Source organism: Mucilaginibacter sp. SG538B, from assembly GCF_013376065.1.
Classification (GTDB): Bacteria; Bacteroidota; Bacteroidia; order Sphingobacteriales; family Sphingobacteriaceae; genus Mucilaginibacter; species Mucilaginibacter rubeus.
In genome coordinates, this window is the sequence record NZ_JABMJI010000001.1 from 1,791,570 (window position 1) to 1,816,900 (window position 25,331).

The 25,331-nt window shown below is 41.9% G+C and carries 13 protein-coding genes; 5 read left to right on the forward strand and 8 right to left on the reverse strand.

Going from position 1 to position 25,331, the window contains the following annotated elements:
* The first annotated feature begins 183 nt into the window (after positions 1-183).
* Positions 184-990 (forward strand): hypothetical protein, encoded by an 807-nt coding sequence (locus tag FHW88_RS07310; RefSeq protein ID WP_176624254.1) that lies wholly within the window; start codon positions 184-186, stop codon positions 988-990.
* Between the two features lie 35 nt (positions 991-1,025).
* A complete protein-coding gene (locus FHW88_RS07315) occupies positions 1,026-1,346 on the forward strand; it encodes a hypothetical protein (RefSeq protein WP_176624257.1) in 321 nt (106 codons plus the stop codon).
* 319 nt (positions 1,347-1,665) lie between these two features.
* On the opposite strand, the gene FHW88_RS07320 is transcribed toward FHW88_RS07315, so the two are convergent.
* The 7 genes from FHW88_RS07320 to FHW88_RS07350 form a co-directional block, all read right to left on the reverse strand.
* Complete coding sequence (locus tag FHW88_RS07320; RefSeq protein WP_176624259.1) at positions 1,666-2,607, reverse strand: hypothetical protein; 942 nt, start codon at positions 2,605-2,607, stop codon at positions 1,666-1,668.
* A gap of 2 nt (positions 2,608-2,609) precedes the next feature.
* On the reverse strand, positions 2,610-2,891 hold the full coding sequence (locus FHW88_RS07325; RefSeq protein ID WP_176624261.1) for a helix-turn-helix domain-containing protein: 282 nt from the start codon (positions 2,889-2,891) through the stop codon (positions 2,610-2,612).
* Positions 2,892-2,988: 97 nt separating this feature from the next.
* Complete coding sequence (locus tag FHW88_RS07330; RefSeq protein ID WP_176624263.1) at positions 2,989-4,317, reverse strand: site-specific integrase; 1,329 nt, start codon at positions 4,315-4,317, stop codon at positions 2,989-2,991.
* A 501-nt stretch (positions 4,318-4,818) separates the two neighbouring features.
* The gene (locus FHW88_RS07335; protein WP_176624265.1) at positions 4,819-7,212 is read right to left on the reverse strand and encodes a DUF5686 family protein; all 2,394 of its coding nucleotides are present in this window, start codon (positions 7,210-7,212) and stop codon (positions 4,819-4,821) included.
* An 833-nt stretch (positions 7,213-8,045) separates the two neighbouring features.
* Complete coding sequence (locus tag FHW88_RS07340) at positions 8,046-10,319, reverse strand: histidine kinase dimerization/phosphoacceptor domain -containing protein (RefSeq protein ID WP_176624267.1); 2,274 nt, start codon at positions 10,317-10,319, stop codon at positions 8,046-8,048.
* Between the two features lie 210 nt (positions 10,320-10,529).
* Positions 10,530-10,811 (reverse strand): 2Fe-2S iron-sulfur cluster-binding protein, encoded by a 282-nt coding sequence (locus FHW88_RS07345; protein ID WP_176624269.1) that lies wholly within the window; start codon positions 10,809-10,811, stop codon positions 10,530-10,532.
* Between the two features lie 78 nt (positions 10,812-10,889).
* Positions 10,890-13,238, reverse strand: a complete 2,349-nt coding sequence (locus FHW88_RS07350; RefSeq protein ID WP_176624271.1) for a PAS domain S-box protein — start codon at positions 13,236-13,238, stop codon at positions 10,890-10,892.
* A gap of 242 nt (positions 13,239-13,480) precedes the next feature.
* On the opposite strand from FHW88_RS07350, the gene FHW88_RS07355 reads away from it, so the two are divergent.
* Complete coding sequence (locus tag FHW88_RS07355; protein ID WP_090525095.1) at positions 13,481-15,793, forward strand: PAS domain S-box protein; 2,313 nt, start codon at positions 13,481-13,483, stop codon at positions 15,791-15,793.
* 144 nt (positions 15,794-15,937) lie between these two features.
* On the opposite strand, the gene FHW88_RS07360 is transcribed toward FHW88_RS07355, so the two are convergent.
* On the reverse strand, positions 15,938-18,319 hold the full coding sequence (locus FHW88_RS07360; protein WP_176624272.1) for an ABC transporter permease: 2,382 nt from the start codon (positions 18,317-18,319) through the stop codon (positions 15,938-15,940).
* A gap of 699 nt (positions 18,320-19,018) precedes the next feature.
* Between FHW88_RS07360 and FHW88_RS07365 the strand changes: the two genes are divergently transcribed.
* Together FHW88_RS07365 and FHW88_RS07370 are read left to right on the forward strand one after the other, a co-directional pair.
* Positions 19,019-25,003 carry a DUF2341 domain-containing protein gene (locus FHW88_RS07365; RefSeq protein WP_176624274.1) on the forward strand — a complete coding sequence of 1,995 codons (5,985 nt, stop codon included), beginning with the start codon at positions 19,019-19,021 and terminating at the stop codon, positions 25,001-25,003.
* Positions 25,000-25,233 (forward strand): hypothetical protein, encoded by a 234-nt coding sequence (locus tag FHW88_RS07370; RefSeq protein WP_090525102.1) that lies wholly within the window; start codon positions 25,000-25,002, stop codon positions 25,231-25,233. Before FHW88_RS07365 ends, FHW88_RS07370 begins: the two co-directional genes overlap by 4 nt.
* Positions 25,234-25,331 lie beyond the last annotated feature (98 nt).

The window sequence follows — 25,331 nt, forward strand, 5'->3', positions numbered from 1 at the left end:
AGGCATTTGCGTTAAGCAAAACAATCCCACTACTGAAAGGTCGAAAATTCAAAATGGATGGGAAGTTTAGCATAGCGCTCACGGTTAAGCGTGGGCGTTGCTATTCTTTGTCCAAAAGGGATTCGACCCCCTCAGTAGCAAGGATGGTGACGTTACCACGCTTTGCTTTTTTAACCTTATTACATGAAAGCAAACCTATTCTTGCTGTTGTTAAGCCAATGTTTATTTGCATTTCTTTCATTACAACTTTTGAGCAGTTGCAATTCAAAAAGCAATAGCTCGTCTTTTGCGAAAATGGATTCAACGTTGATAGTCCAAAATCAATTTGAAGCAGATTTGGAAGACTTCGGTGATCAAGTCAATTATAACAAGCATTACAATCAAGGTGTAAGCGCAACGGTATTTGCATTGATGCAAAAAGTGTATCCCATGGATAGCTTTGCTGGCATAGAAGCAAAAATCAAGCTACTTTCAAGTGATAAAACAATTCAAGATGGTTTTTTGAACATTGTTTGTAACTCAAACAAAGGTGGCAAGAACCTACTTCAATTCACATTGTATTCCTTATGCCATAATGCACAAACTGCGTTGAGGGTGACTGATTACTGTTACCAAAGATTTCGTTTAACTGAATTGTACAATTCAAGAAATGTCATAGATCAACAAACCTCTTCTGTTGAAACTAATGTTATTGATCCCGCGGTAATCGATACTTCAGTAATTGACACAGCAAGCTCAAATGAAAATAGCTTCGCGAACTCAGCAGATTCAATACGTAAGAATTCTTATGTTGTTATTGTTGCTAAAAGTTATTTTCATTCCTCGGCGGAGAGAGGTTCTGTTAAGAGATCATATTTAATAAAGGGCAATATCGTTAGCCTCCGAAGCTCTCAGGGGAATTTTTGTTACGTGGAATTTATTGGTGCTAACCATAAAATTACGAGAGGTTGGATTTTGATTAGCGACCTCAAGAGAGAAATTTATCAATAAATTATTTGTTCAACTAAATTTTAACATTGTTATAAATGAAAAAGGAAGTAGTGTGCCCTAAATGTCATTCAGAGCAAATAACATCAGCAAAAAGGGGATTTACATTGGGGCGGATTGTAAAAAAAGGCTTGTTGTTTGGGGCTACAGATGCGAATGAAATTGAAATCACTTGTTTAATGTGCGGTTTGCAGTTTTTACCGGGGCATGGGGGCGTGAAGTTCACTGATGAAAACAACATAGTGTCTTACGATGCAGATGTTTTAAGGGATATGCCGCGTGAGGGCATAGTCGATTTTTATATTGTTGGGATAATTATTCTCTTGATTGTTGTAGTAATCATATTAACTAAAATTTAATTAGCTCGAAAATAAGCCCTCTAATCAATCGAAATACGTCGAGCGTATTAAGAGTTGGGTTGCTTGGTTTAATTGGTTTTACGGGCTTTTTTTTGATTATTTAAGCATCTTTGTTCAGTCGCAATCTGAAGCAAGGTCAGATTTTTTTGAATAACGGATTGTAAGCTTTTTAGCTAATTAGGATCCTCTATTAATAATATTTGGGGTGGCTTTTTGGGATTTGTTGATCTCAATCAATACTGAGCTTAGTTACTAAAAGGGAAGTTAAAGCATATAAAAGGATTAATATTTATATGCTTTATTGTATTAATAAAAAGAGTTAGTATCTGTCTTTAGCAATTTTTCTGATCATTGATAGTGATAAATCATAATGCGGCTTTGCCATCTCAAATAGCGTATCAAAAGATTTTTTGAATTGGCGTTTACGACCATCTCGATCATTTTTGTTCAATCGGCTTGAGTTTTCGATTGTATGCCAAATTAAATCATGTATATTTTCCTCCAAATTTTGGTTAGTAATCAGGTTCATCATCGCTATAATGCAAATGTTGAGTGAGTTTAAATGCTTTTTGTCGCAAGGATAACCGATTGGCGTATTAATTTTAATCCTTTTATAATTCTGGAATAGGTTTCGTCTGCAAAAGTTGATAAAAGGGCTTGAAATCAAATCTTCAATTGTTGCTACACAGCCGAATATTCTTTCAAGATTTTGGTAGTGATTTTCAATTCTGATATAACTTTTGTTAGAATCAAACCCTGCGGCTACCATAAGTGATTGCCGTTGCTTTATGGTTGTTTTATATCGGTAGTTTTTTTTGGCATTATACATTTTTAAATAATCAGAACCATTAGGAAAAAAGAATTTACACTCATCTTTAATGCTGGGTCGCTTCGATCCCAGTTTACTATGATTGGCAATTATTGTCCAAGGATTGTGGTCAACTTCGATTGTTTTTCCGTATTCAAAGCGTTTTACTATTGCTTTCTTTATATCAACACCAATCGTAGTGGAAATAAAATTTATGGCTTGAATAAACTCTCGTTTTGTCTGATGATAATTATGTCCATTCCAAAAATAGGGGATACTTCCTTCGAATTTCAAAATGCGAAGATCGTCGTTATACCTTATTTTCATAACGTTGAGAGATTTTAATTGATAATGTTGGTAGCCATAAGACAGGACGTCAATTTTGTTTACTTCTGAAGTACTGAAATTTTCAGAAGGGGAGAGCGTTACCTCTCCCTTAATGAAGTCGTACATGCTTATTTACGTTTTACTGAATGGTTCTCCAGGAAAATCTCCAGATCCGATACTTTTACCCGGATAATAGACCCGTATTGGGTAAATTTGATTTTACGTTCATCTCGCAACTTTTGCCAAGTCTTTGCACTACACCCAAGGTAGTTTGGAACATCTTTACTATCTATCCATTGTTCAGACAGTTGTTTTTGTTGGATGTTTTTAAGTTGGTCCTTAATGACCTCAAGTTCGTTGAATAGCTGATTAATTACAGCGACTTTAAGAAAGCAGAATTCGTATGCCATGTGTATATAATTTGATATACATCTACATAACTTCCGTGTGATTTGAAAAATGCTGTTTTTTCGTCATCTAATTGTCATTATTGAAAATAGTCTTTTATTACCCAAATAATTCGGAGAGTGATTTGTCTTGCGACTCCTGATCGAATGATGATAAATATGCTTCTGTGATAGTTAAACTGCTATGTCCAAGCATTTTGGAGATGTCATATGTGCTTATTCCCTTTTTTCTCGCGTAATCAGCGAATGAATGGCGGCTGATATGAAAAGTTATGGCCGATTTAATTTTTGCCGACTTTCCCAAAATTTTAAGGTTTTTATTGATTATGGTATTCCTTGAAGCAATGTGATTTTTTAAAGTTTTTTCATTGGTATAATCTGTATTATCATCTAATAGTGGGAAAATAAAAGACTCACTGTTCATTTTTTCATTCTCATAGTAAGTAAGTATTTCTTTGGCTTTAGGCAAAAGCAAATACTTTGACAAGTGGCCAGTTTTATTCATTTCGTATTTGAGGTATCCTTTTTCAATATTTGACCATCGAAGTTGGCAAACATCACTTATTCTCATGCCTGCATTATAAAACGAAAACATAAAATAGTTTCTTGCATGCCACACCGGAGTTTTTTCTTCAAGCTTTAAATTGATTATTTTATCAATTTCATCAACGGATAATTTAGTTTTGTTAGGTTTTTGATACTTGGCATCCTTAAATGTTAAAAAGGGGTTATCATTTGATGATATATGTTTTAACGTTACGGCTTTATTCATTAAGGCCTTTAAGTTTTTTAATTCTGACCAAATAGTATTATTTGATATGCCCGTACCCTGGAGAAAGACGTGGTATTTGTCTAAAAAAACCTCTGTAAAATCGCTGAATTTTAGGTCTTTCTTTTTTAATTGATCTTTAATATACGCTTTGAGCTTATTTACAGTCGACTTATAGTTTTTTAAAGTAATGGGACTGCCATGCAATTTTTTTGTTATTTCTTCGTCGGCAAACTCAATAAAGCTCATCGATGAGTCAGCATCTTTAAGCTTTCCTGCAACGAATTGAATAATGTTTTGAGAAGTTAACTCTTTTTTATGCACTTCAAGATATTTTATAGCTTCGTTGATACTATCGATTGTGTTTTCTATTCTTTGATTAATATGCTTTGCATTAGATAGCACTGCAGCTTTTAAATACTTAGCTTTTCGATCTGTCAACTCCTTAGGCTTAAGACTATCCTTTTCTTTTTGGCTTAGAGATGGTTTTTTTTCATACACTCGACATTTCTGTTCATCCCAGTTTTCGGCCTTAGCTGTATATGTTGTTGAAATATATTTAGGAATGCCTTCTTGAGTTAATCGAATCATTAAAGGGTGTTCCCCGTTTTTATATGTTTTTGAAGTAAATAATACAGGTTGAATTTTGGGTGCTTTCATTATCATGATTTATGATAAAGTTACGAAAAAGCTTTTGGTTTAAATATAGTTTAAATATTTTGTAGTTTTATTTACTATCGTCTCATGAGATAGGATATTCCCTTTTGAGTGTATTTAGCAATATTACGTGAGCTTTTGAAGGTAAATGAAGGTGTTTGAATTAATTTAAAGTACCCCGGCGCTGGGTACCGAGCCGGGATGAAAGCTTTTCGAAGTTTTTATCCCGGCTTTTTTCTTCCTAACTTATTGTTAGTATGGTGAATTAAAAATGCCGTCAAGTTAATTTGATCGGTTCTTACAGCTTTTTCTAAATCTTTCATTTTTCTGGAAATATCGAACCAATAATCGGCCTTTTTTCGTCAATTTTAGCCTTTCTATACGGTTTAAACAGCATATTTAGCCGCAACGATGCTCCGTCTATAATTTTAGCGTTATCTAACTGTTCGGCGTTATTTTCCCTTCAAAGATTTTAACTCCGCTTCAAATTAAGTTTCATTGGTTTTAAAATTCAGGTTGGAAACTGAATTTGATGCTGAAGATGCGTACGCCGGGATGGTCAAGATAATTGCAACGGCGAATAAGGTCGATCCGCAAAAATTTGAAAATATTGGCTATACCGGCCCCGACTTCAACATACGGTGCGCTGCCAAGGGTGTAAGTGCCGTTGGAACTTTTGGTTGCAGCAGGTAAGCGATAAAGGCCTGTGCTTTGCGCCGGATCGTTTTCGGCACGCAAGCCACCGTACAATATTTTAGCAGAGATGAATTCCCGCCATTTTAGATGCTTGATTAGCGGGACTTTGTTTAACAGGAATCCGTTAAAGGTGTGTGTAAGGTTAAGGCCAAGGTAGTGATCGCTCACAAATTCAAGATAGTTCATAGCATTATAAGCATCTCGCTTATAGGCGAGCGATTGATTGGCGGGGCTGATATTGAGCAAAGGAAAAGGCACTTTGCCCAGCACATAGCCGCCGAGCAGGGTAACATCGGTAAAGCCGGCCTGAGAGAGATAAAAGCGCTTATAAATGTTAATTCCAAAGTCGGTATATGCATACTTGCCACCAAGGCTACGGTTAATAAGAAGGTCATAAATAGGATAAGGGTTATGGATACTATGCCGCGTGCGGCTGCCTTGAATAAGCTCTTCGTGCGGCGCATAGCGTAAGTGAAGATTTAGCTCGCTGGTAGTTAAATTGTTCACCAAACTGCCATCATCATTTTTTTGATAAACCAGTGCTGCAGCCGGTGTTTGCTGCCAGTTTTTATAACCCAGAATGTACGAGAAATGATTTTCGAAATCACGGAAGTATTGTAGCTCAAATATTCTGCTATATAGCCAATAGTTAGTTTTTCCGGTTTGAAAAGATGAGAATGCTGTAGCACGGTTGGTTACCGAAAAAGTATGACCAGGTACATCTACATCATATAAATAGCTTACCTTAAAGTAATTATTAGGAAAACGATAGGGCGCTGTTTTATTTAAAGACAAATAAGCAATTGCATTCCCTTTTACCCGATGGTCTTTAGTGCCATAAGCACCGTATCCCTCAAAATAAAAGGTGCTATCCAGCAATGGAGTAGTTCGTCCGCCCAATTCCAAATGCAAGCCTTCCTGGCTATTGAAAGACAAAAAATGTGCAATTGGTCCGATTTGTACTGGGCCAGTATCGGCATAGCCCGCCGTAAGTGCAGACAACCACCACATTGTTCTTTTGTAAGACGGCATCTGTTCCAGTTTGTACAACTTTTCGTAAACCTGTGCCTGGCCTTTGCTAAGCGTATCAAAACCAGCTTTGCCCGTAGCCACCTGTAAAGTCTCACCCTGGTAAAATGCCGCAGTCTGCGGCGCGCCGATTTTGTAGTTACGATATATCACCTTACGCTCACCAAATATACCCCAACCTTTTTTAGTCAGCCCAAAATCTGCCTTAACCCTACTGCTGGCCAGTTCATACCGACCGCCGGTTTGCCGGGCAAAATCTAACAGTACATCAAAGCTTCTAACAAAATTTACATTGATCTTCCCATTTAGCCTTAATTCACAGGCGGTTACTGAAAAACGCCCGTCCAACGTCACAACCAACTTGCCCTCAAATAACAAATCTCCTTTTGTACGCGGCGTAAAAGCGAGCTCCACCTGTTTACCCATAGCTGTGCTAATGGTATCTGTAATAAAAAACTTATAATAATTTGGCGCATGATCCGCTATCGGGCTCAAAAACTGGTTAGCTATAATAAATAGGTTATTCTCATAAATATCCACCTGATGACCGTACAGTTGATTTACATAAAGTTTAACCCCCGCGGTATCAATAAACTGCAATATATTGACGCCTTTATAGGCTCTCTGTATCTGTATTTTCTTCTCCGGCTCCTTTCGAAAATAAATGTCCGACAGTTTTTCTTCCAGCAACACCGGCAAAAAAGTTTGCCCTTGTACCGTATCCAACATAAACTTATATTGGCTAAAAAATTTACTCTCAACCACTTTCTGCGGTAAATTAAAAAAAGACAGCCCCATTCTTTCATACTGCTCGTATTGCAAATAAGCTGCAGCCTCTGCCCGGTTCTCCTGCTTATGATCGATCACTTGCTGAATGAGCGCGACTGCCGGATTTCCTTTGTTGCGATAACGCTGCCCTCTCACCGAGGTTATCGTTACATTAGCCAGCTCATTGGCATCCCGTTCAAGCAATACTTGTAATTTATTCGCTTGCCCGGGTACAATTACTTTGACGGTGGGTAAATAACCAACATGTGAAAATGCTACCTGTGTAAACGTTACTGCTCCGGCCAGCCGAAACCGTCCCAGCGAATCTGCCTGGGTGCCAATATTACTACCTGCAAAAGTCACTGAAACTGATGCGAGGGGCTCACCACTGGAGGCATCTACCACTTGCCCTGTTACTAACGTCTGCGCTGCGGCCCATAAGCCTGATATTGAAAAGCATATCAAAAAACAAAGACGCAAACGCATGATTAATTAACCATTTCTGTGAAAATATGTTTTTGTTTTAAAAAGCATTCAGATAGTCTTCACTTTCTTTTTCGACCTAACAACTCCTAAAAATAAATACAATCATGAACCTGTTTGGCATTTGGGCTATCGCTCGGTTGAATGGCTGTATTTTCAGACCGAAGAAGAAAATTACCTTTGAGAGTTTCCTCGTTTGTTGACCGATTTGCCGTATCGCATCATTCAAATATTATGGGTCAAGACTACGTAAATCGCCTATTTATCTATGCTCAGTAAAATTTCAGTCAATTCATCGGGGCGATGCTCCATAACATTATGTTCACAATCAATCACCTCCACTCGCCATTCCGGAGAATTTTTATGTAATTCATATAGTTGCCGGAAAGGAGTATTTTCCCAGCCGCTGAGATAGATAAAAGTAAGATGTTAAAGAAAAACAATCTTTTTCATACGATTTCATTCGCGTTGTTATTGGATCAAATACCCACGCACCATGCCACCCACCTGGTATAAATAAATAAGTTTTTTTAGTTCTTTCAATCATTGGTCGAAAGGTGTTAGTGAATATTGTGCTTTACTTCAAGTTTTTAGAAGACGAAAGCTAACGGTAATAAAACGACTGCGCTGTGAAAAAACAACGATCAACCCGAAAAGCTTTTGATTAAAAGAAGTTTATTTTTCATTGTGATACGTTAAATATTTATGAACAATCTAAGATTTTGCCGGGTCGAAGGGTTTTCAATTAACGTGCACTATAAATAGTCCTTTTCTACAAAAGCTTCTTCCCGGTTTTGTTCAATAGGAAAGGTTATCATTACGGTAACGCCATGGCCATTTTCAATTACAAATTTCCCTTTTAACTGTCTGCCGAGCGCTTTCATCATTTCCATCCCAAGGGAATTAGCTTCACTAAAGTCAAAGTCGGGAGGGAGGCCGCGACCGGTATCAGATACCTTTAAAATTGCGTTTTCATCGTCTGATGTTGACAGGCTCACCTTGATCTCGCCGCCCCTATGATCAAAAGCATATTTTATAGCGTTGGTGATAGCTTCGTTTAATATTAAACCGATGGGTACCGCCAGGGCCGGATCAAGGTTAAGAGGATTTAATACCTGGTTTATTTTGATCTGCCTGTAACCTGTATCGAATGAATCGCTCAGGTAATCGATCAATTCACCGATATAAGCGGGCATAGATACGAGGGCAGTGGTTGTACTGCTGTAGAGTTTCTGGTGTAAAAGTGCGATAGCATTTACCCGGTGCTGGCTGCCGCGAATTGCTTCAAGCGCGATATCGTTTTGTAAATAAGCCGATTGGGTGTTCAGAATGCTCATTACAATTTGCAGGTTGTTTTTTACACGGTGATGTACTTCTTTCAACAACCATTCCTTTTGCAGCAGCAGATCTTCCAGCAAAACGTTTTTGGAAGTGATCACCTCGTTGCTTTTTTGCTTGTGTACGTTTTGCCTGAATAATAAAGCCGCTATGACCAGCAATAAAAATATGGCGCCGATAGTAAGGTTTTTAACCAGGTTGGCCTGCTGTAAATTAGCCTGCTCAAGCTTGCTCTTTTGGTTTAAAAGTGTAATTTGTGCTTCTTTTTGCCGTGTTTCATATTCAATTTGCAGTTGTTCAATCTGTTTGCTTTTGGTGGTATTAAATATCGAGTCTTTGATGATATTGGCTGATATAAGATGATGAATAGCCGACTGATACTGCCTCCGGCTGGTATCCAGGCCAAACCAAAGAGTTTCATTGGTGCCAAGGTCATTGTCATTACCAATCTTCCTCAATAGGTCCTGGTTCATTTTGAGGTATTTTAACGCTTCGGCAAACCTTGCGGTTGCGGTGTAAAACTTAATGATCAGTTCATAATAGCTGGTCCGCGCATATAAATTGAGGTTGGGATTGTTGGTTTGTTGTATCAGTTTGTCGCAGTAAAGTTTAGCCGTATCATACCGTTTTAATGCCAGGTAAATTTTAAGATAGGTTTGACTTACCTCATCGCCTCCTTCATATAACTTACCGGAGGGATGCACAAATTTTTGAGTCACCTGTGTTAAAAAGGCTTTGGCTTTTTGGGGCTGATGCATCCGGAGGTAAACATCAACTATATTGCCTGCCAGCAGGTATATGGTTGCATTATCTTTCTCCGATTTTGCAATTTCCAAAGCACGTGAAAAATAATTGATGGCCTTTTGATTGTCGCCAAGCTTTACAAAATCATAGCCCAGGTTATTGTTGATCTGGCATATTAACCTCACATTATCCGCGTGGCTTGCGGTGGCAATTTTCAGGGCCTTTAGTTCATAGCTTATGGCTGTTTTATAGTCGCCCTGGGTATAATATAGCCTTCCTAATAACGCGTAAAGCCCCTGGGTTTCGGTGTAGTGAGCCTGGTCATAATAGGCTAATGCCTTTTTAGTTTCGGCAAAAGCAAGGGTATAATCATTCATCATCTGGTGCAGGTCGGCTAATAACCGGTAACACCTGGCAAGTTCAACCAGTTGGTTTGTACGTTCAAAAGCACCGACGGCCAGATTTAAATAGCGAATTCGGGAAACCATGGTTTGCTGCAAAAAATCCTGACTGTAATATTCAGATAACTCAAAATAAGCTTTACCAAGCAGCACCAAGTTATGTGTCTGCTTAATTTCCTGTATGGTTTGTTCAAGCAATGCGCGGCCGTTTTTGGATTGGCCTTTCGACTTGTAAAAAGCCGAACGGATCAAAGCAATGCGAAAGCTGGTTTCAGCCTGCGGAGAGCGGTAATTAAGCTGTTCGGCCTGGTTAATAAAGTGAGAAGCACTATCCAACTGTGCAGTGGAAGGGTGTCGCAGATGGGTGAAAAACTCCGCCAGTTGCAGCGCAACATGGATGCGGCTGGTGGCAGAACCCGGGAAGCTTTTTTGCGAAAGCAAAGAATCAACATGGCGCCTGGTAATTTCCTGCGCGTTTGCTGAAATGGCCAAAAGAAAGCACAGGATAATCAGTTTGCATTTTCGTATCGTGTCAGCTCGTTTCATCTTTGGTTGGGAGCCTGTCTGCATCAATCTTTTTTTTTAAATTTAGGTATATTCAAGTACATCTGCTAATTTAAAAGCTATACTTGTGTGATGTAATTTATTAGTATTCAGTGATTTTAAAGCTTTGTTAAAAGAAATGATTAACAACATCGAAAAAGAAATAGCATAAAAAAAACATTAGCAAGGCTATATCAGCATTCACGGGATCTTTTAATATATTTTATCCGGTATAAATATATCCGTATTTGATAGATCGTCATTGACCAGGATACTGCAGCTCAATACATTTCTTTTAATTGTTGAGTGATGGCCGGTAATTTGCACCAAACAGGTGCCGCAGCTCCCCATTCCGCAGCACAGCCCAAAGCCCGGAATTGCCAGCTTATCACATATGAGCGACATTAAACTGTCATATTGCCCGGGGAGTGTATGGATACGTTCGCTATTGCCCAGGTGATGCAATGTAAATAGAATGGTGTTTTTTTCGGGCATCGTATGCTTTTTTAAACTTTAACGGGTGCGATAGGTAAATTAATAAAAAATCCCCGGTTACCCGTAATGATGCCCGGTTTAAGCCAGCGGTAAACTGAAGTGAAAAACAGATCCTGTACCGCTTTCGCTTTCTGCCCAGATCTGTCCTTCGTGCCGGCGGACGATCTCGGCACTTAAATAAAGCCCTATACCAAAACCTGAAATATGACGGGTTTGGTTACTTTCAACCCGATAATAACGGTCAAAGATCCTCGGCAGGTCCTGGGCATTAACCCCCATCCCCTCATCTTTTATGCTAACCTGGGCAAAGCCATTGACCGGAGCGCATTTCACTTCAATCTTCCCGCGTTTGGGCGAGTATTTAACGGCGTTGCTAATCAGGTTGGAAATCACCGAGCCGATTTTTTCCCGGTCGGCATTAACCTGTACGTGATTACTGATATCAATGTGAATAATATGAGTGGAAACAGTGAGCCCGTATTCCTCTACAACCTCCCTGATCAGCAGGTTCAGATCAAATAATTCTTTATTAATGGCGATTTTACCCGATTCCAGGCGCGATATATTCAGGAAACCGTTGATCATGCTGCTCATTCTCTTCGCCTGGATCTCCGCCTTTTCCATAGCGCCCGCGAGAAAACTATCAGGATTATTTTTCAATTTGAGATTAGCTACCTGGATCAGCGCCATCAGCGACGTTAACGGGGTTTTAAGTTCATGGCTCACCATGCCTATAAAATCATTTTTTCGCAGCTCGTCCTGTTTCTGTTCCGAAATATCCCTGGCGATCTTGGAAACCCCGGTGATTTTTCCGTGTTTGTCGCGTATAGGCGAAATGGTTAGGGATACGTCCAGGACACGACCACCGTTCGCCAGCCTTTTTGTCTCAAAATGCTCCATGCGTTCCCCGTTTTTCAAGCGGGCTATGATCTGCGGTTCCTCATCCTGTCGGTCTTCCGGAACCAGCTTAAGAATAGACTGTCCTATCATTTCGGAGGCCGGATAACCAAAGATCCTTTCTGCCGATTTGTTCCAGCTGGTGACCGTTCCCTCCAGCGATTTGCCTATTATCGCATCATCTGATGATTCTACGATGGCGGCCAGTTTGGCACTGCGTTCCTCTGCTTTTTTCTGGTCGGATATGTCAAGCGCGATCACCAGTCCGGCATACACCATTTCCCGTTCATCTGTTAATGGTACAAAATCTACCTGCAGATCGTGGCCGCCGGTGCTTTTAAGTTCGGTCCTTATCTGCTCACCGTTCAACATCCGCTCATAATATTCCCTGGTTATGGCATATCGCTCCGGAGAGTTAAGTTCGGCCATATGTAAACCTGCATAACTATCTCCATTGTACCCTAATTTTTGCATCAGTTCACCTTCCATCGTTATCAGGTTATGTTCTCTGTCAATAACGAGGATCAGCGAGCGGGGAATATTGACGGCGATAGAACGGAATAACTGCTCCTTCTTTTGTATTTCGTCCCTGCTTTTTTGTAGTTCCTCATTACTTGCCAGCATTTCTTCGTTTGATGCCGCAAGTTCTTCGTTAATCGCGGTAAGCTCCTCATTAAGAGCTTGCGTTTCCTCTTCACTTTCTGCAAGGGATTTAGTGCGTGATGCTACCAGTTCCTCCAGCGATCCGTTCATCCGTGAAAGTGCCTGCTGTGCCTCCAAAAGCTCCCCATTGATTGAGAGGAGTTCCTCGTTTGTTGTGCTGATCTCTTCATTAGCCGCGGTAAGCTCCTCGTTAAAAGCCGCGGTCTCCTGTTCTTTCACCTCCAGTTCCTGCTGCAGGCGTTCTTTTACCTTTACATCCCGAATTGCACTAATATATGACAGAGAGGCGATCACAACGGCGAGTATGAGCATTGCGATTATGGCTGCAGGAGCAACAAAGGTATAACGTTCCAAAACCGCCCTGCGTTCGTCCAATAGTTTGCTTTCGGTATCTTCTGCATGGTCAACGGCAAGGCGCAATGCATCCATGGCAGATCTTCCTTCTTCCAGATCGGCTGTGGAAACAACCTGTTGATGTTGTTTTTTTGAAACAAGTTGTTCCAGGATGGCCATTCGCCGGGTTAGTATCGCTTGAATGCTTCCCAGGTTGGCTTGCTGCAGAGCGTTATCGGCGGTTAAGGCACTTACCTCACTAATCAGGCGCTGTGTTTTGAGATAGGCACCCTTATAAGGGCCTAAGAAGGCGGTTTTGCCGGTAAGCAGAAAGCCACGCTGCCCTGTTTCTGCATCTTTCATCGATGAAATAGCTTGTTCAAGCTTCTGGATCACCAGCGTGCTGTGGCCAACAGCGTTATTGCTATTTAGCAAATTATTAATCGTATTATAGGAAAAGAATCCGACGATCAGCAGGATCAATATCGAAAACCCGTAGCCGAGCTGTAAATTGCGGGTAAAGTTCAGTCGCATGGAGATACCGGGTATCAATGATGTTAAGTGGTATACAATAATTTATGTTTTTACGAAAAAAACCAAAGGGATGGTTTGGCGTTACCGGTAATAAATATCGAAGGTAACATAGATGTTACAATTATTTGGTGCTTGCTATTTATACAACGGTTTAATTTTAATTCAGGGGCTTAATTTTTTTAATTGGTAACTTACTAATTAACAATAACGTTTAACAACTTTATTGATTTTACTGACTATATATGAGAAAAGGGGCGTTCGGAATTGCCTTTGCTTATTTGTTGATTAGCCTGCTGTGGATCCTGTTCAGTGACCGGCTGTTGTTTTATTTCGAAGGAATACTTAGCCCCCACCAATACCTGTGGCTGAGTTTAGGAAAGGGGTGCCTGTTTGTGATGGTTACAGCAATTGCTCTTTACGTTTTGATCAGGTCAGAAGAACGAAGGTTGAAACAGAGCGAAAAGCAATACCGGAGCATGTATGAATCCAATCCAAACCCAATGTGGATTTACGAGCCGGGGACACTCCGTTTCATTTCGGTAAACGATGCCGCAATTGCGGTTTATGGCTACAGTGCGGAGGAGTTCAGGCAACGGACAATATTGGATATCAGGCCTTTGGAAGACCGGGAGAATGTGATTGCTTCGTCCGATCGGGTAGACAGTAAGCTCAATGATAGCGGTACCTGGCGTCACATTAAAAAGGACGGGCAACTGATTTATGTAAATATTACCTCGCATAAAATCTGGTTCAATAAAAAGCCCCATATCATGGTTATGGCTCGTGACATGACCGAACGGGTAGCATTTGAGCAAGCCCTTGAAAAAGTAAACCAGGAGCTTTTAGAAGAAAAACACAAGCTTAGTGAAACCCAGTTGTTGTCGCGGGTGGCCGGATGGGAATTCTACCCCCGTGAAAACAAGCTGATATGGTCAGACGAAGTTTATCGCATCGCAGGTTTGAAGCGGGATGGGCGCGAAGCATTCGATATTTATGTAAATCACATTTTTCCGGAAGACCGGCCGCTGATGATCAACGCTTTGCATGAGCTCATCAGTACCGGTAAACAACTTGACGTAACGCACCGCATCACTGCTCTGGATGGCACAACCCGTTATATCCGCCAGCTTGCCCGCGTGGAAAGCACCGGGGAGCAGGAACTTAAGATAGCAGGTTCGCTACAGGATATTACTGAGCTCAAGCAATTGGAAATGGAGCGTAATCGGTATCAGTATAGCTTTGAGCATACGCTGAACAGTATTACCGATTGCTTTTTTGAGCTCGACCGCCAAATGAAGATAACCCGGATAAACGACATCTTTCGGGAGATGGTTAAAACAGACAGAAGCCAGATTATTGGTGCAAGTATTTTTGAGTTTTTTCCTAAAGCCGAAAATAAGTTTTATCATGTTTACCATAAAGCGCTTGAAGAAAGGGTTATTGTAAGGCACGAAGATTATTCGGTTATCCTGCAGCGCTGGCTCAGGATGGCTGCTTATCCTACTGATGAAGGTGTTGCCGTATACTTCGCCGACATTACCGAAGACAGGCTTAAAGACGAACGGTTAAAAGAAGCAGTTGAACGTTACGAACTGGTGGCCCAGGCGACGAGGGATGTTGTTTATGACCTTAATATTGTTGAAAACAAACTGATATACAATACAAGCCTTACACATTTGGTGCAAATATCGCTCGACGAAATCAGTTATGAACTGGAATGGTGGCGGTCGCTGATCCATCCGGATGATATGGAAGAAGTAGTGAGCAGCCAGGAAAGGATCAGCCGTGCCGGTTTAACCAATTGGGAATGTGAATACCGACTCAATTGCGGTAAAGGTGAATATAAATACGTAATGGACCAGGGGTATTTTATATATAACGAACAGAAGCAACCGATACGACTGATAGGAGCGGTAAGAGATATTGATGCCCTTAAACGCAGCACCCAGGAAAATAAGCGGTTGGCAGGGATCATCAAACAGGTAAATAATATGGTGCTTATTACAGATGATCTGCGCAGGGTGCAATGGGTAAATAATGCCTTTGTAGAGCTGACCGGTTACGCCATGGAAGAGGTGGTAAATAAGATGCCGGGTGATTTTTTGACAGATCCCGATGACCCGGTGATTCAAACGTTATTAAGGAAACAGCAGGCCAGGGAAGCTTTTGGTATTGATACGATCATTTATACCAAAAACAGAACCCCGGTTTGGGTATCAGCCCAGTTAACCCCTGCATATGATGAAGATAACGCTTTTCAGGGCTACATCATCGTTTGTCAGGATATAACTTACCGTAAAGAAAAAGAAGAAGAGGTTAACAGGCAGAACCGTTTACTCCGTGAGATTGCTTGGATAAGCTCGCATGAGATCAGGCGGCCTGTGGCAACCATGCTCGGATTGGTAAACCTGCTGGATATGGCCGAAGATGAGAACGAGCGAAGAGAGATTTTTTCAAAACTCCGCGAATGCGCGCGGGAAATGGACAGCATGGTGCATGAGATCCATCGTCGCATTGAAGCGGAAAAAGTAATGCAAATTGCGCGCGATCTTTAAACAGGTAATTTAATGGTTAGCATAACGGCTTAGTAAAAATTTAACATTACGGCATTTATCGTTTTAGCGAAAACCTGCCAAATAAAATTAACGACAGGTCTTTTTTTAACTTCACCCCACTATACCGTAACCGGAATTTTCCGGTTATTCGCTTTTTAGGCTCTTTACCGGGCTTGTTAACGCTGCTTTTATCGTCTGTAGGCTAACCGTAAGCAGTGTGATGACAAGCGCTGTAAAACCGGTAATAATAAATATCCACGCCGATATACCCGCCCGGTAATCAAAATGCTGAAGCCAGTTGTGCATCAGGTAAAACGCTATCGGTGTAGCTAACAGTAATGAAAGCATGACCAGGCTAATGAAATCTGCAGATAATAACCGCCAAAGGTTGAAAACTGTTGCCCCCAGCACCTTGCGAACGCCGATTTCTTTAACACGTTGTTCGGCCATAAAGGAAGCCATGCCAAACAATCCCAGGCAACTGATAAAGATTGCCAGCCCGGCAAAGAATGCGGCCAGCCTGCCGATGCGCTGCTCGTTACCGAATTTCTGAGCATAGGCCCCGTCGACAAAAGTATATTGGAAGGGCTGCTCAGGATTAAAACGTTTAAATACCCTCTGGATATTTGCTATAGCAGTACCGGCGCTCACCTTTGGATTAATACGCAGCAGTACGGCGCCTCCGGCATCTTTATTAAAAAAGTAAACGCATGGCTTCACCTGTCCGTATGGCGAATCGACAATAATATCTTTGATCACGCCGATGATTTTAAAAGTGACGCCATAAAAAGTAATACTATTTCTTAAAGGGTCCTTCATCCCCATAAACTTCACGGCGGATTCGTTGATGACTACCGCTGTTGAATCAGTCAGAAAATCTTTAGAAAATTCCCGTCCCTCCTTGAATTGCCATCCGGCGGTTTTTCCGTAGCCGGCCGAAACGCCATTCTGCTGAAAATCTATGCTCAGGTTCGGATCTTTATCTTTCCATTCAATGGCACTGGTGCTGCCCGCGGTTTGTGTTGGGTTTACATCTCCCTCTGCTGCGGAAACCACCGTGCCGGTTTTGTAAAGTTCATCTTTTACGGCTTCAAAACTTTTATGGATTTGGTCTGTACCCGGGTTAACTGATAATAACCCGTCGCGGGTATAACCCACAGGCCTGTCTTTTGCAAATTGTATTTGCCTGAAAACAACAATGGTACCTATAATCAGCGTAACAGATACCGTGAATTGCAGCACTACCAATGCTTTGCGGGGGAGGGCAGCCATTTTTCCAACCCGGAAAGCCCCCTTCAGTACCTTTACAGGTTGAAAAGACGACAAATAAAAAGCAGGGTAGCTACCTGCCACTATGCCGGTAAACAAGGTAAAGCCTATTCCCATAAGCCAGAAAAAAGTGTTAGTCCAGGGGATACTTATTTGTTTGCCGGCTACTTCATTAAAAAAAGACAAACTCAATTGCACAAAAAGCAGCGCAAGTACAAAGGCAAAGGATACACATAATACTGATTCACTGAAGAATTGATAGATCAGCTGGCCCCGGGCCGAGCCGATAGCCTTGCGGATACCCACCTCGCGGGCACGCTTTTCAGACCGCGCAGTGCTCAGGTTCATGAAATTGATACAGGCCAGTAGCAACACAAATACGCCAATAATACCAAACATCCATACATACTGGATACGGCCGCCTGTATTTTTACCATCCTTAAATTCATCATAAAGATGCCATTTGCTCATGGGCTGCAGGAACAGCGCAGGTTTCTTTTTAGCGAGAACAGCGCTCACATTACGCAGCTTGGCATCTTTTATTGTTGATGAGATGACCGATAGGTCGGCGCCTTCGGCAGTTTGAACATATAGCGTACAGAAGTTTGGCCGCCATGGTTCACGCATCGATCTGATGTCATTGGCAGTAAACCCCATATCAAAGGGCGCGATAAAATTGAGGCCAGCAAATGTGGCATTTGAGGGCATGTCTTCAAACACGCCTCCAACTTTTGCATTGTAATGGTTATCAATCTTTAAAGTTTTGTTGATCGGATCACTGTCGCCAAAATAAGCTTTAGCCGTTGAAGCGGAGATCAGGATAGATGAAGGATCGATAAGCGCATTGCGGTTGCCTTTCAGCATTTGCAATGTAAACATTTCGGGGCCGTTAGGTTCCATGAACATGCCGGTACGGTTGAGTTTTTTGTTGTCAAGCGCCAGCATGTGATCGCCATAACCGGCGCTGTTCACCACTTGCTTAAAAAGGCTTCCGTAGTTTTTGCGCAGTTCCGCGGCCAGGGGCAGCGGAACTGATTGCCATGTTTGCACTTCCCCGTTATTGGTTACATTTTGAATTACCTGGGCAATAGTGTCTCGGTTTTTATGATTGCTATCAAAGGATAGCTCATCCCATATCCACAGGCCGATCAGCATAGCTACTGCCATACCAACAGATAGCCCGGCGATATTGATAACAGAGTGTACCTTGTTTTTGATAAGGTTACGCCATGCAATTATTAAATAATTTTTGATCATAAAATTGATTGTTTAATTGGCAGCCACCGATGCGCAGACAGGCCTGCTTCAAGAATATGTATTAAATGTGTGCCAAATGATTAATTTATTGTAAGTCAATTGAATGCGATGTGTGTGTGTCTTGGAATCGTTCGTTTTCGCACAGTGATTGTGCGGTTGCGGATGGTTGATTTCGGATCTGTTTCGGTGGAGTGTAACTTTTTTAATAAATGTTCTTTTATCTGGATACCGAAAATGCCTTTTAACGTTGAGTATCAATCTGAAATATAGGTGTCTTGTAGAAGATCATGCGTTGCCGCCGTTACGGTGCCATTATTTCGCTTTCCCCTGATTAACTATTTTTTACAAGTCTAACCTTAAGGGTTACCAACTATTGTTTGGTCAGCAAAGAAGAAGGCCGGCGGCTATCCTTCATAGGGTAGCCGCCGGCATATAATAATCTTTGAAAATAAAGGCGATTCCTGTTCGCCGGTCATCGGGCAATAAAGCCGAAATCTTTTCGCTGCTTATTTTCCTGCACGTCAATCGAATGATTAGTTTTTATATTATTTGAGCGTATGTTTAAGTGTTGATCGCGTGCTTATAATACTTTGTTCAAATAACTGATTTTCTGTAAATAACTAAACCAATTGATCTGGCTGGCCGTATAAAGGTTGAATATTATTAAGAATATTATTTAATAACGTTTTACCTGTGAATATGAGAGGGCGTCATGCTTACTTTTTACTATCGGTTGTTTTAATATTGCTGGGGAATAACATTTTTGCCGCTGTTCCCATCATTACCTATACTTCATCCAATGTTTATACAGTTGGCACAGCCATTACTACCTTGACCCCCTCAGTTACTAACGGCGTTAGCGCGATAGGCTATGGTACGCCGACAGCGCTTACGGGTGCTACCTTAAGCAACCCGCGCGGAATGGCTATCGACGCGGCCGGCAATATTTATGTAACTAATACAAGTAACAACACCATCAGCAGATATAATTCAAGCGGTACTTACCTGGGTACCTTTGGTACGGGTGCTACCATGTCGCTTCCTAAAGACCTGGTTTTTGATTCATCGGGCAACGCTTACGTGTTGAACCTGGGTGCTACCCCGGGCACAGGCAGTGTATATAAATATAATTCAAGTGGCGTATACCAGTCTACCATACTGAGCAGCTTAAATTATGCATTAGGAATTACCATCGACAATTCGGATAATATTTACATTGCCGATCAGGGCGCTGTTACGGTGCAAAAATACAATACCAGTGGTACACTGTTACTATCGCTGCCCACTACTAATTTAAGCACTCCACTTGGAGTAGCTGTGGACGCATCGGGTAACATTTACGTATTAAATAACGGCACCGGGAATGTAACAAAATACAATTCGGCCGGCACATTTCAATCTATTTTTCTTAGCGGGTATACATCAGCGCAAGCCATAACCATTGATGGTGCCGGCAATTTTTATGTAGGCGACAATGCAGCTACCAATATAGTTTATGTTTACAATCAAAGCGGTACGTTACTTACCAGTAAAGCCCTTACGGATCCTGAGGGGATAGCTGTTGACAGCAAGGGCGTCATATTTACCGCGGTCTATTATGCCAACCAAATAAACAAAACTACGCCAACCGGCGGCTTTTTTTTAAACAAGGCTTTACCTGCCGGATTAAGCTTTAACAGTTCAACAGGCAGCATCAGCGGTACCCCGACAGCAGCGATGGCAGCCACCAATTATATTGTTACGGGCTATAATGCCAGTGGTGCAGGTACCAGTAATACATTTTCTATTACGGTTAATCCTACAGCCCCTACAGGTACCGGCGGTTCAACGTGCGGTTCGGGCACTGTAACGCTTTCAGCTTCAGGAAGCTCCCCGTCGGGCGGGGTATATAACTGGTATGCAGCTCTTACCGGCGGCTCATCTTTAGGAACGGGAGCCACCTTTACTACGCCAACTATATCGGCAACTACTACTTATTATGTAAGCTATACTCAAAACGGGGCAACAAGCACGCCGCGCATCGCCGTAACGGCAACAGTAAATGCCAAACCCGTTATATCAACTGCGCCCACTACAGGCAGCTTATATCTTTCCTATCCGTTTACAGGTAACGCTAATGACGCCTCTGGTAATTTTAATAATGGAATACCTCAAAATGCTCCCACACTTACTACTGATCGTTATGGAGCAGCAAACAGTGCCTATAGTTTTAATGGTTCAAGTCAATACATGGCCACTTCCAGCCTGATACTAATTAGTCCGCAAACTTTTTCTATCAGTGTGTGGTTTAAAACAAGTTCGGCAGGAGGTAAGCTGGTCGGTTTCGGTTCGTCGCAAACCGGGTTAAGCTCAAGTGCTTTTGGTTATGACCGTCATATTTATATGAATAGCAGCGGACAACTATACTTTGGGGTTAAACCTGGCAGTACATATAACACAATAAACACTACTGCATCCTATGCTGATGGCGCATGGCACCATGCAGTTGTAACTATGTCATCTACAAATGGGGCCAACCTGTATGTAGATGGCGCACTGCAGGCCAGTGATCCTACGATGACATCAGCAGGAGCTTACACAGGTTATTGGCGGGTTGCTTATGACAATTTAGCAAGTTGGCCAGGTGCACCATCCAGTTATTATTTTAACGGCTCACTGGATGACATAGCTGTTTATCAAACCGAGTTAACTGCGGCTCAAGTGTATACGTTATACGGTGCAGGCAGTGCCCCGGTTTGCCCCGGCGGTACACTTGCTTTCCAGGCCAATACGGTAAGCGGCGCTACCTACTCATGGTCGGGGCCGGGCAGCTTTACATCTACCTCTCAAAATCCTACAATCAGCAATATTACATCAGCAAATGCAGGCACCTATGTACTTACTGTAACCGGTTCAAATGGCTGTACCTCGCAGTTAAATGTAACCGCAGTTGTAAATGCACTGCCTTCAACAACATTTACTGCAACGTCTTCGGTAAACATTAACTCAAACGCTACTGTCACTTATACAGGGACAGACCCCTCAACTTCAACTTATAGTTGGGATTTTAATGGAGGCACACCTTCAACCGGTACCGGGCAGGGACCGTTTTCGGTACAATGGGCAACGCCCGGAACAAAAACAATTACTTTGACTGTAACCAATGCTGCGGGCTGCTCGTCGTCATCAACACAAAATGTAACTGTAAACCTGGGTACCTATGGTAATTATGCTTTTGGTGAAACCATCACATTAAATACAACCTCGCTTGGCATTACATCAAACCTTACCAATTTCCCGGCATTACTCAGCATACAGGATAATAACCTGATCATTACAAATACATGTTCAGACAAAGTGCAAAATCCCAACGGCCCCAATTACGATTTTGCATTTGTAAGCGGCGGCAGCGAGTTATATTACCAGGTTGAAAGCTACAACCAAACCACGGGAACCCTGCTGGTCTGGGTACAAATCCCTACTTTAACTTATGCTACCAACAATATCATATCTTTTTATTACGGTTCAAAATCACCTACGGTAACACACAATACGGCATTTTTTGCGAATACCTGGGCAAGTAATTACCTGGCTGTATTCCATTTTAATGAATCGAGCTATACGGGTTCGGTTGCTGATGGTACCGCGGGAGGGCATACGGGCACTGCCAGCGGGATGACCTCGGCGGACCTTGTTACCGGTAAAATCGGCACGGCTTACAGCTTTAACGGATCGAGCAAAAAAATTACAACCAATGCCGTATCTGTTACAGGCCCCTTCACCTTATCTGCCTGGGTTAAATTAGGGGCTACAGGTCTTGATCAAAAAGTAATGACAAACCAGGATGCAACAGGAGGGTTTAGCGGCGGCTATAAAATGGGGATCTATACTAATGACATCCCTGAATCGGAATCGGGTATTGCCACAAACAGGCTTAGTATCCCTAATCCAACTGCTTTTACCAGCGGCGCATGGCATTATATACAAAGTGTTTATACAGGTACGACCCTCAGTACATATGTTGATGGAACACAATATAAAATATTACTATCGGTCGTCAATCCTGCTGCTAATACCAGCTTTTATATTGGAGTAGGAGAAGGGGGGAACAGCTATTATTTTAACGGGGTAATTGATGAACCGCGTGTTTCAAATGTTGCAAAAACGGCCGATTGGCTTAAGGCAGAATATGTAAATCAAAATAACCCGGCAACGTTTACTACTGTTGGTACAACCTCTGTTAATGTCACTAATGCGGCAAGTATACCGGGCGCACTAACCTATACTTATAAAGGCGTTACAGGAACTTATACCGATGCCAGCAACTGGGATAACACCACCGCTGGTACCACCAATCAGGCACCTGCTTTTGACGGTACAGCTACTTTAATTATTCCAACAGGCAAAAGTATTACAATTAATTCTGATGCTTCGGTATACGGGCTTACTTTAAGCGGTACGGCTTCAATAAGCCTTAAGGCAAATTTAAGTGTTGGGTGCAATATTTATAACCAGGGCACCGGAAAAATAGATTGGAATAATTTAAATACATCAAAGATAACCTGGAATGGGACCAGTGCCGCTCAAAGCTACAATGGTGCAGCCTCTACAGGGTATACACATGTGGGCACTATGGAAGTGAATAATTCGGCGGGTGGAACAATAACGGTTAATAGTGATACACTTGATATTTACAGCGAGCTCAAAATTACCAAGGGGAACCTGGCGGTTGCCTCCGGGGCTATTATGGTACTCAAAAGCAGTTTCTCTCAAACGGCCTCTGTCGATCCTATCCCATCAGGGTACAGCATTACAGGTACAGTATATGCAGAACGTTATTTCAAGGCCGGGACTATTGCTACCAATACCCGCAATTATCGGCTTCTGTCTTCCCCGGTAAATACCACTACAGGTGCTTATAACCTCAGTTATCTGAACGCCAATTCGGGGAATTTCTCCGGGGTTTTTGTTGCCGGACCAACAGGGACGACAGGTGGATTTACTGTCACCAACGCTGCCTCTACGGTTTATTTATACAAAGAGAACCTGCCTGCAAGCAGCACTACTTTTAATTCCGGAAATTTTAAAGGCTTAACAGACATTTCGGGTAATACAATATCTTATTATACCGGCACAGGCACCACCACTGCAACAACAACGCTTCCGGTAGGTAATGGCTACATGTTATATTATGCCGGAAATAATGTTAACAATGTCACCTCCACAACAGCACTGAATAAACAATACCGATTTGGCGGAAGTTATATTGACCCGGATGCTTCAACAATGGTAGCTGTTGGCACACTTAACCAGGGCAGCATCCCGGTAAAACTATGGTGGAACAGCAGCGCCACCACTTTAAGCAAAGCACAAACCGGTTATAATCTGGTAGGCAATCCATATGCGTCTTCTATTGATTGGGACACTTTTTCGCAAAGCAGTTCAACAAACGGTATTTACGGCCCCGGTGTATCTGCTACCATATATGTTTTTAATTACACCAATAAAAATTATGGTACTTATACCGCTTTGATCCCGGGGGGCATTGGCACCAATAATGCAACCCGTTACATTGCCAGCGGACAAGGCTTTTTTGTGCAGGCTACCACAACCTCGGCTTCATTGACTTTTAATGAAGTTGCCAAAACAACAGTGCAACCCAGTTCCCTGGGGAGTACCCTTTACATGTTGATGAGCAAAAAAGGCCAGGCATTAGCCAGGCCCCAGTTAATGCGGGTGAAACTCTCCTCTGATTCGGTTAATACGGATGAGATTATGGTATTATTTGATCCCGGATCCAAAAACGAATATGAGCCTTTTTATGATTCAGACCGGTTAAACGGCATCGGAAACGTTTCGACACTGGCCAGCTACGGATACAGGAGCCAAAATATGCTCGCCATTAACAGGATGAATGTTATCGATTCCACTACCCGGGTAAAGTTATTTGTGAATGTTAATAATTCGGCGACCACAGATACAATTTCCGGTTCGGGATTTGAATCACTTGATTCGAGATATGACATATATCTGCTTGATCATTATAAAAAGGATTCTTTGCTTTTCAGCCAGTATAAACGTTACCCGTTCAATATCGACAAAACAGATACAACCAGCTACGGCGCAAACAGGTTTGAGATCGTATTTCATAAAAAAAGTTCATTAAACTACCGGTTGCTGAGTTTTGAGGCAAGCCCGGTTAAAGACGGTATTCAGTTAACCTGGAAAACTGAGCATGAAGGAAACCTGTCGGGCTTTACACTGCAAAGGCAGGACGGCTCTAAGGAATTTGTTCTTTTAACATCAATGTTAAGCAATGGCAGCGGATCTTATACTTATATAGACAGGTTCCCGTCAACAGGAACCAATTACTATCGCTTGCAGCAAAATGATGCTTTTAATACGATCAGCTATAGCAAAATAGTAGCGGCAAGTTTCAATGCACCTGGTATTATTAATGAGCAAATTACACTTTATCCTAATCCAGTTAACAGCGAACTTTATATTAAGATCAATAGAAATGTACCGGACAGGGTGGTACTTAAGGTAACCGGCATAACCGGCCAGGTAATGTTTTACCGGGAAACGGATGGCAATAATATACAACAGAACGTAGGCAGTCTGCTGCCCGGAAACTACATTGTTGAGATTTCGGACAAGGCAACCAAAAGGCTGATTGGAATTAAAAAATTTAATAAAAAATGAAATTTTACCTCTGCAAAACAATCTATCGGGTCAGTAGGATATTATTGACTTTTTACCTGGTTATAAGCCCCATTTTGCTGTTTGCTGATGATCCGGGCGCACCGTGTGATGACAGCGACCCGCTGGATAATAATTGTCCGTTGGATACCTGGATTATTTATATATTCATATTAGTTCTTATTCTCACAGCTATCCGCCTGTACAAAAAGCAGCATGCCTTCGGTCGTTAACACGCGGGAGTGTTGAGCAGGCCTTAAAGTGTCAGGGAATAAAGGCATTATATAAACATTTAGAAAACATATCAATGTTCGGCTTGGCAACGATTCGC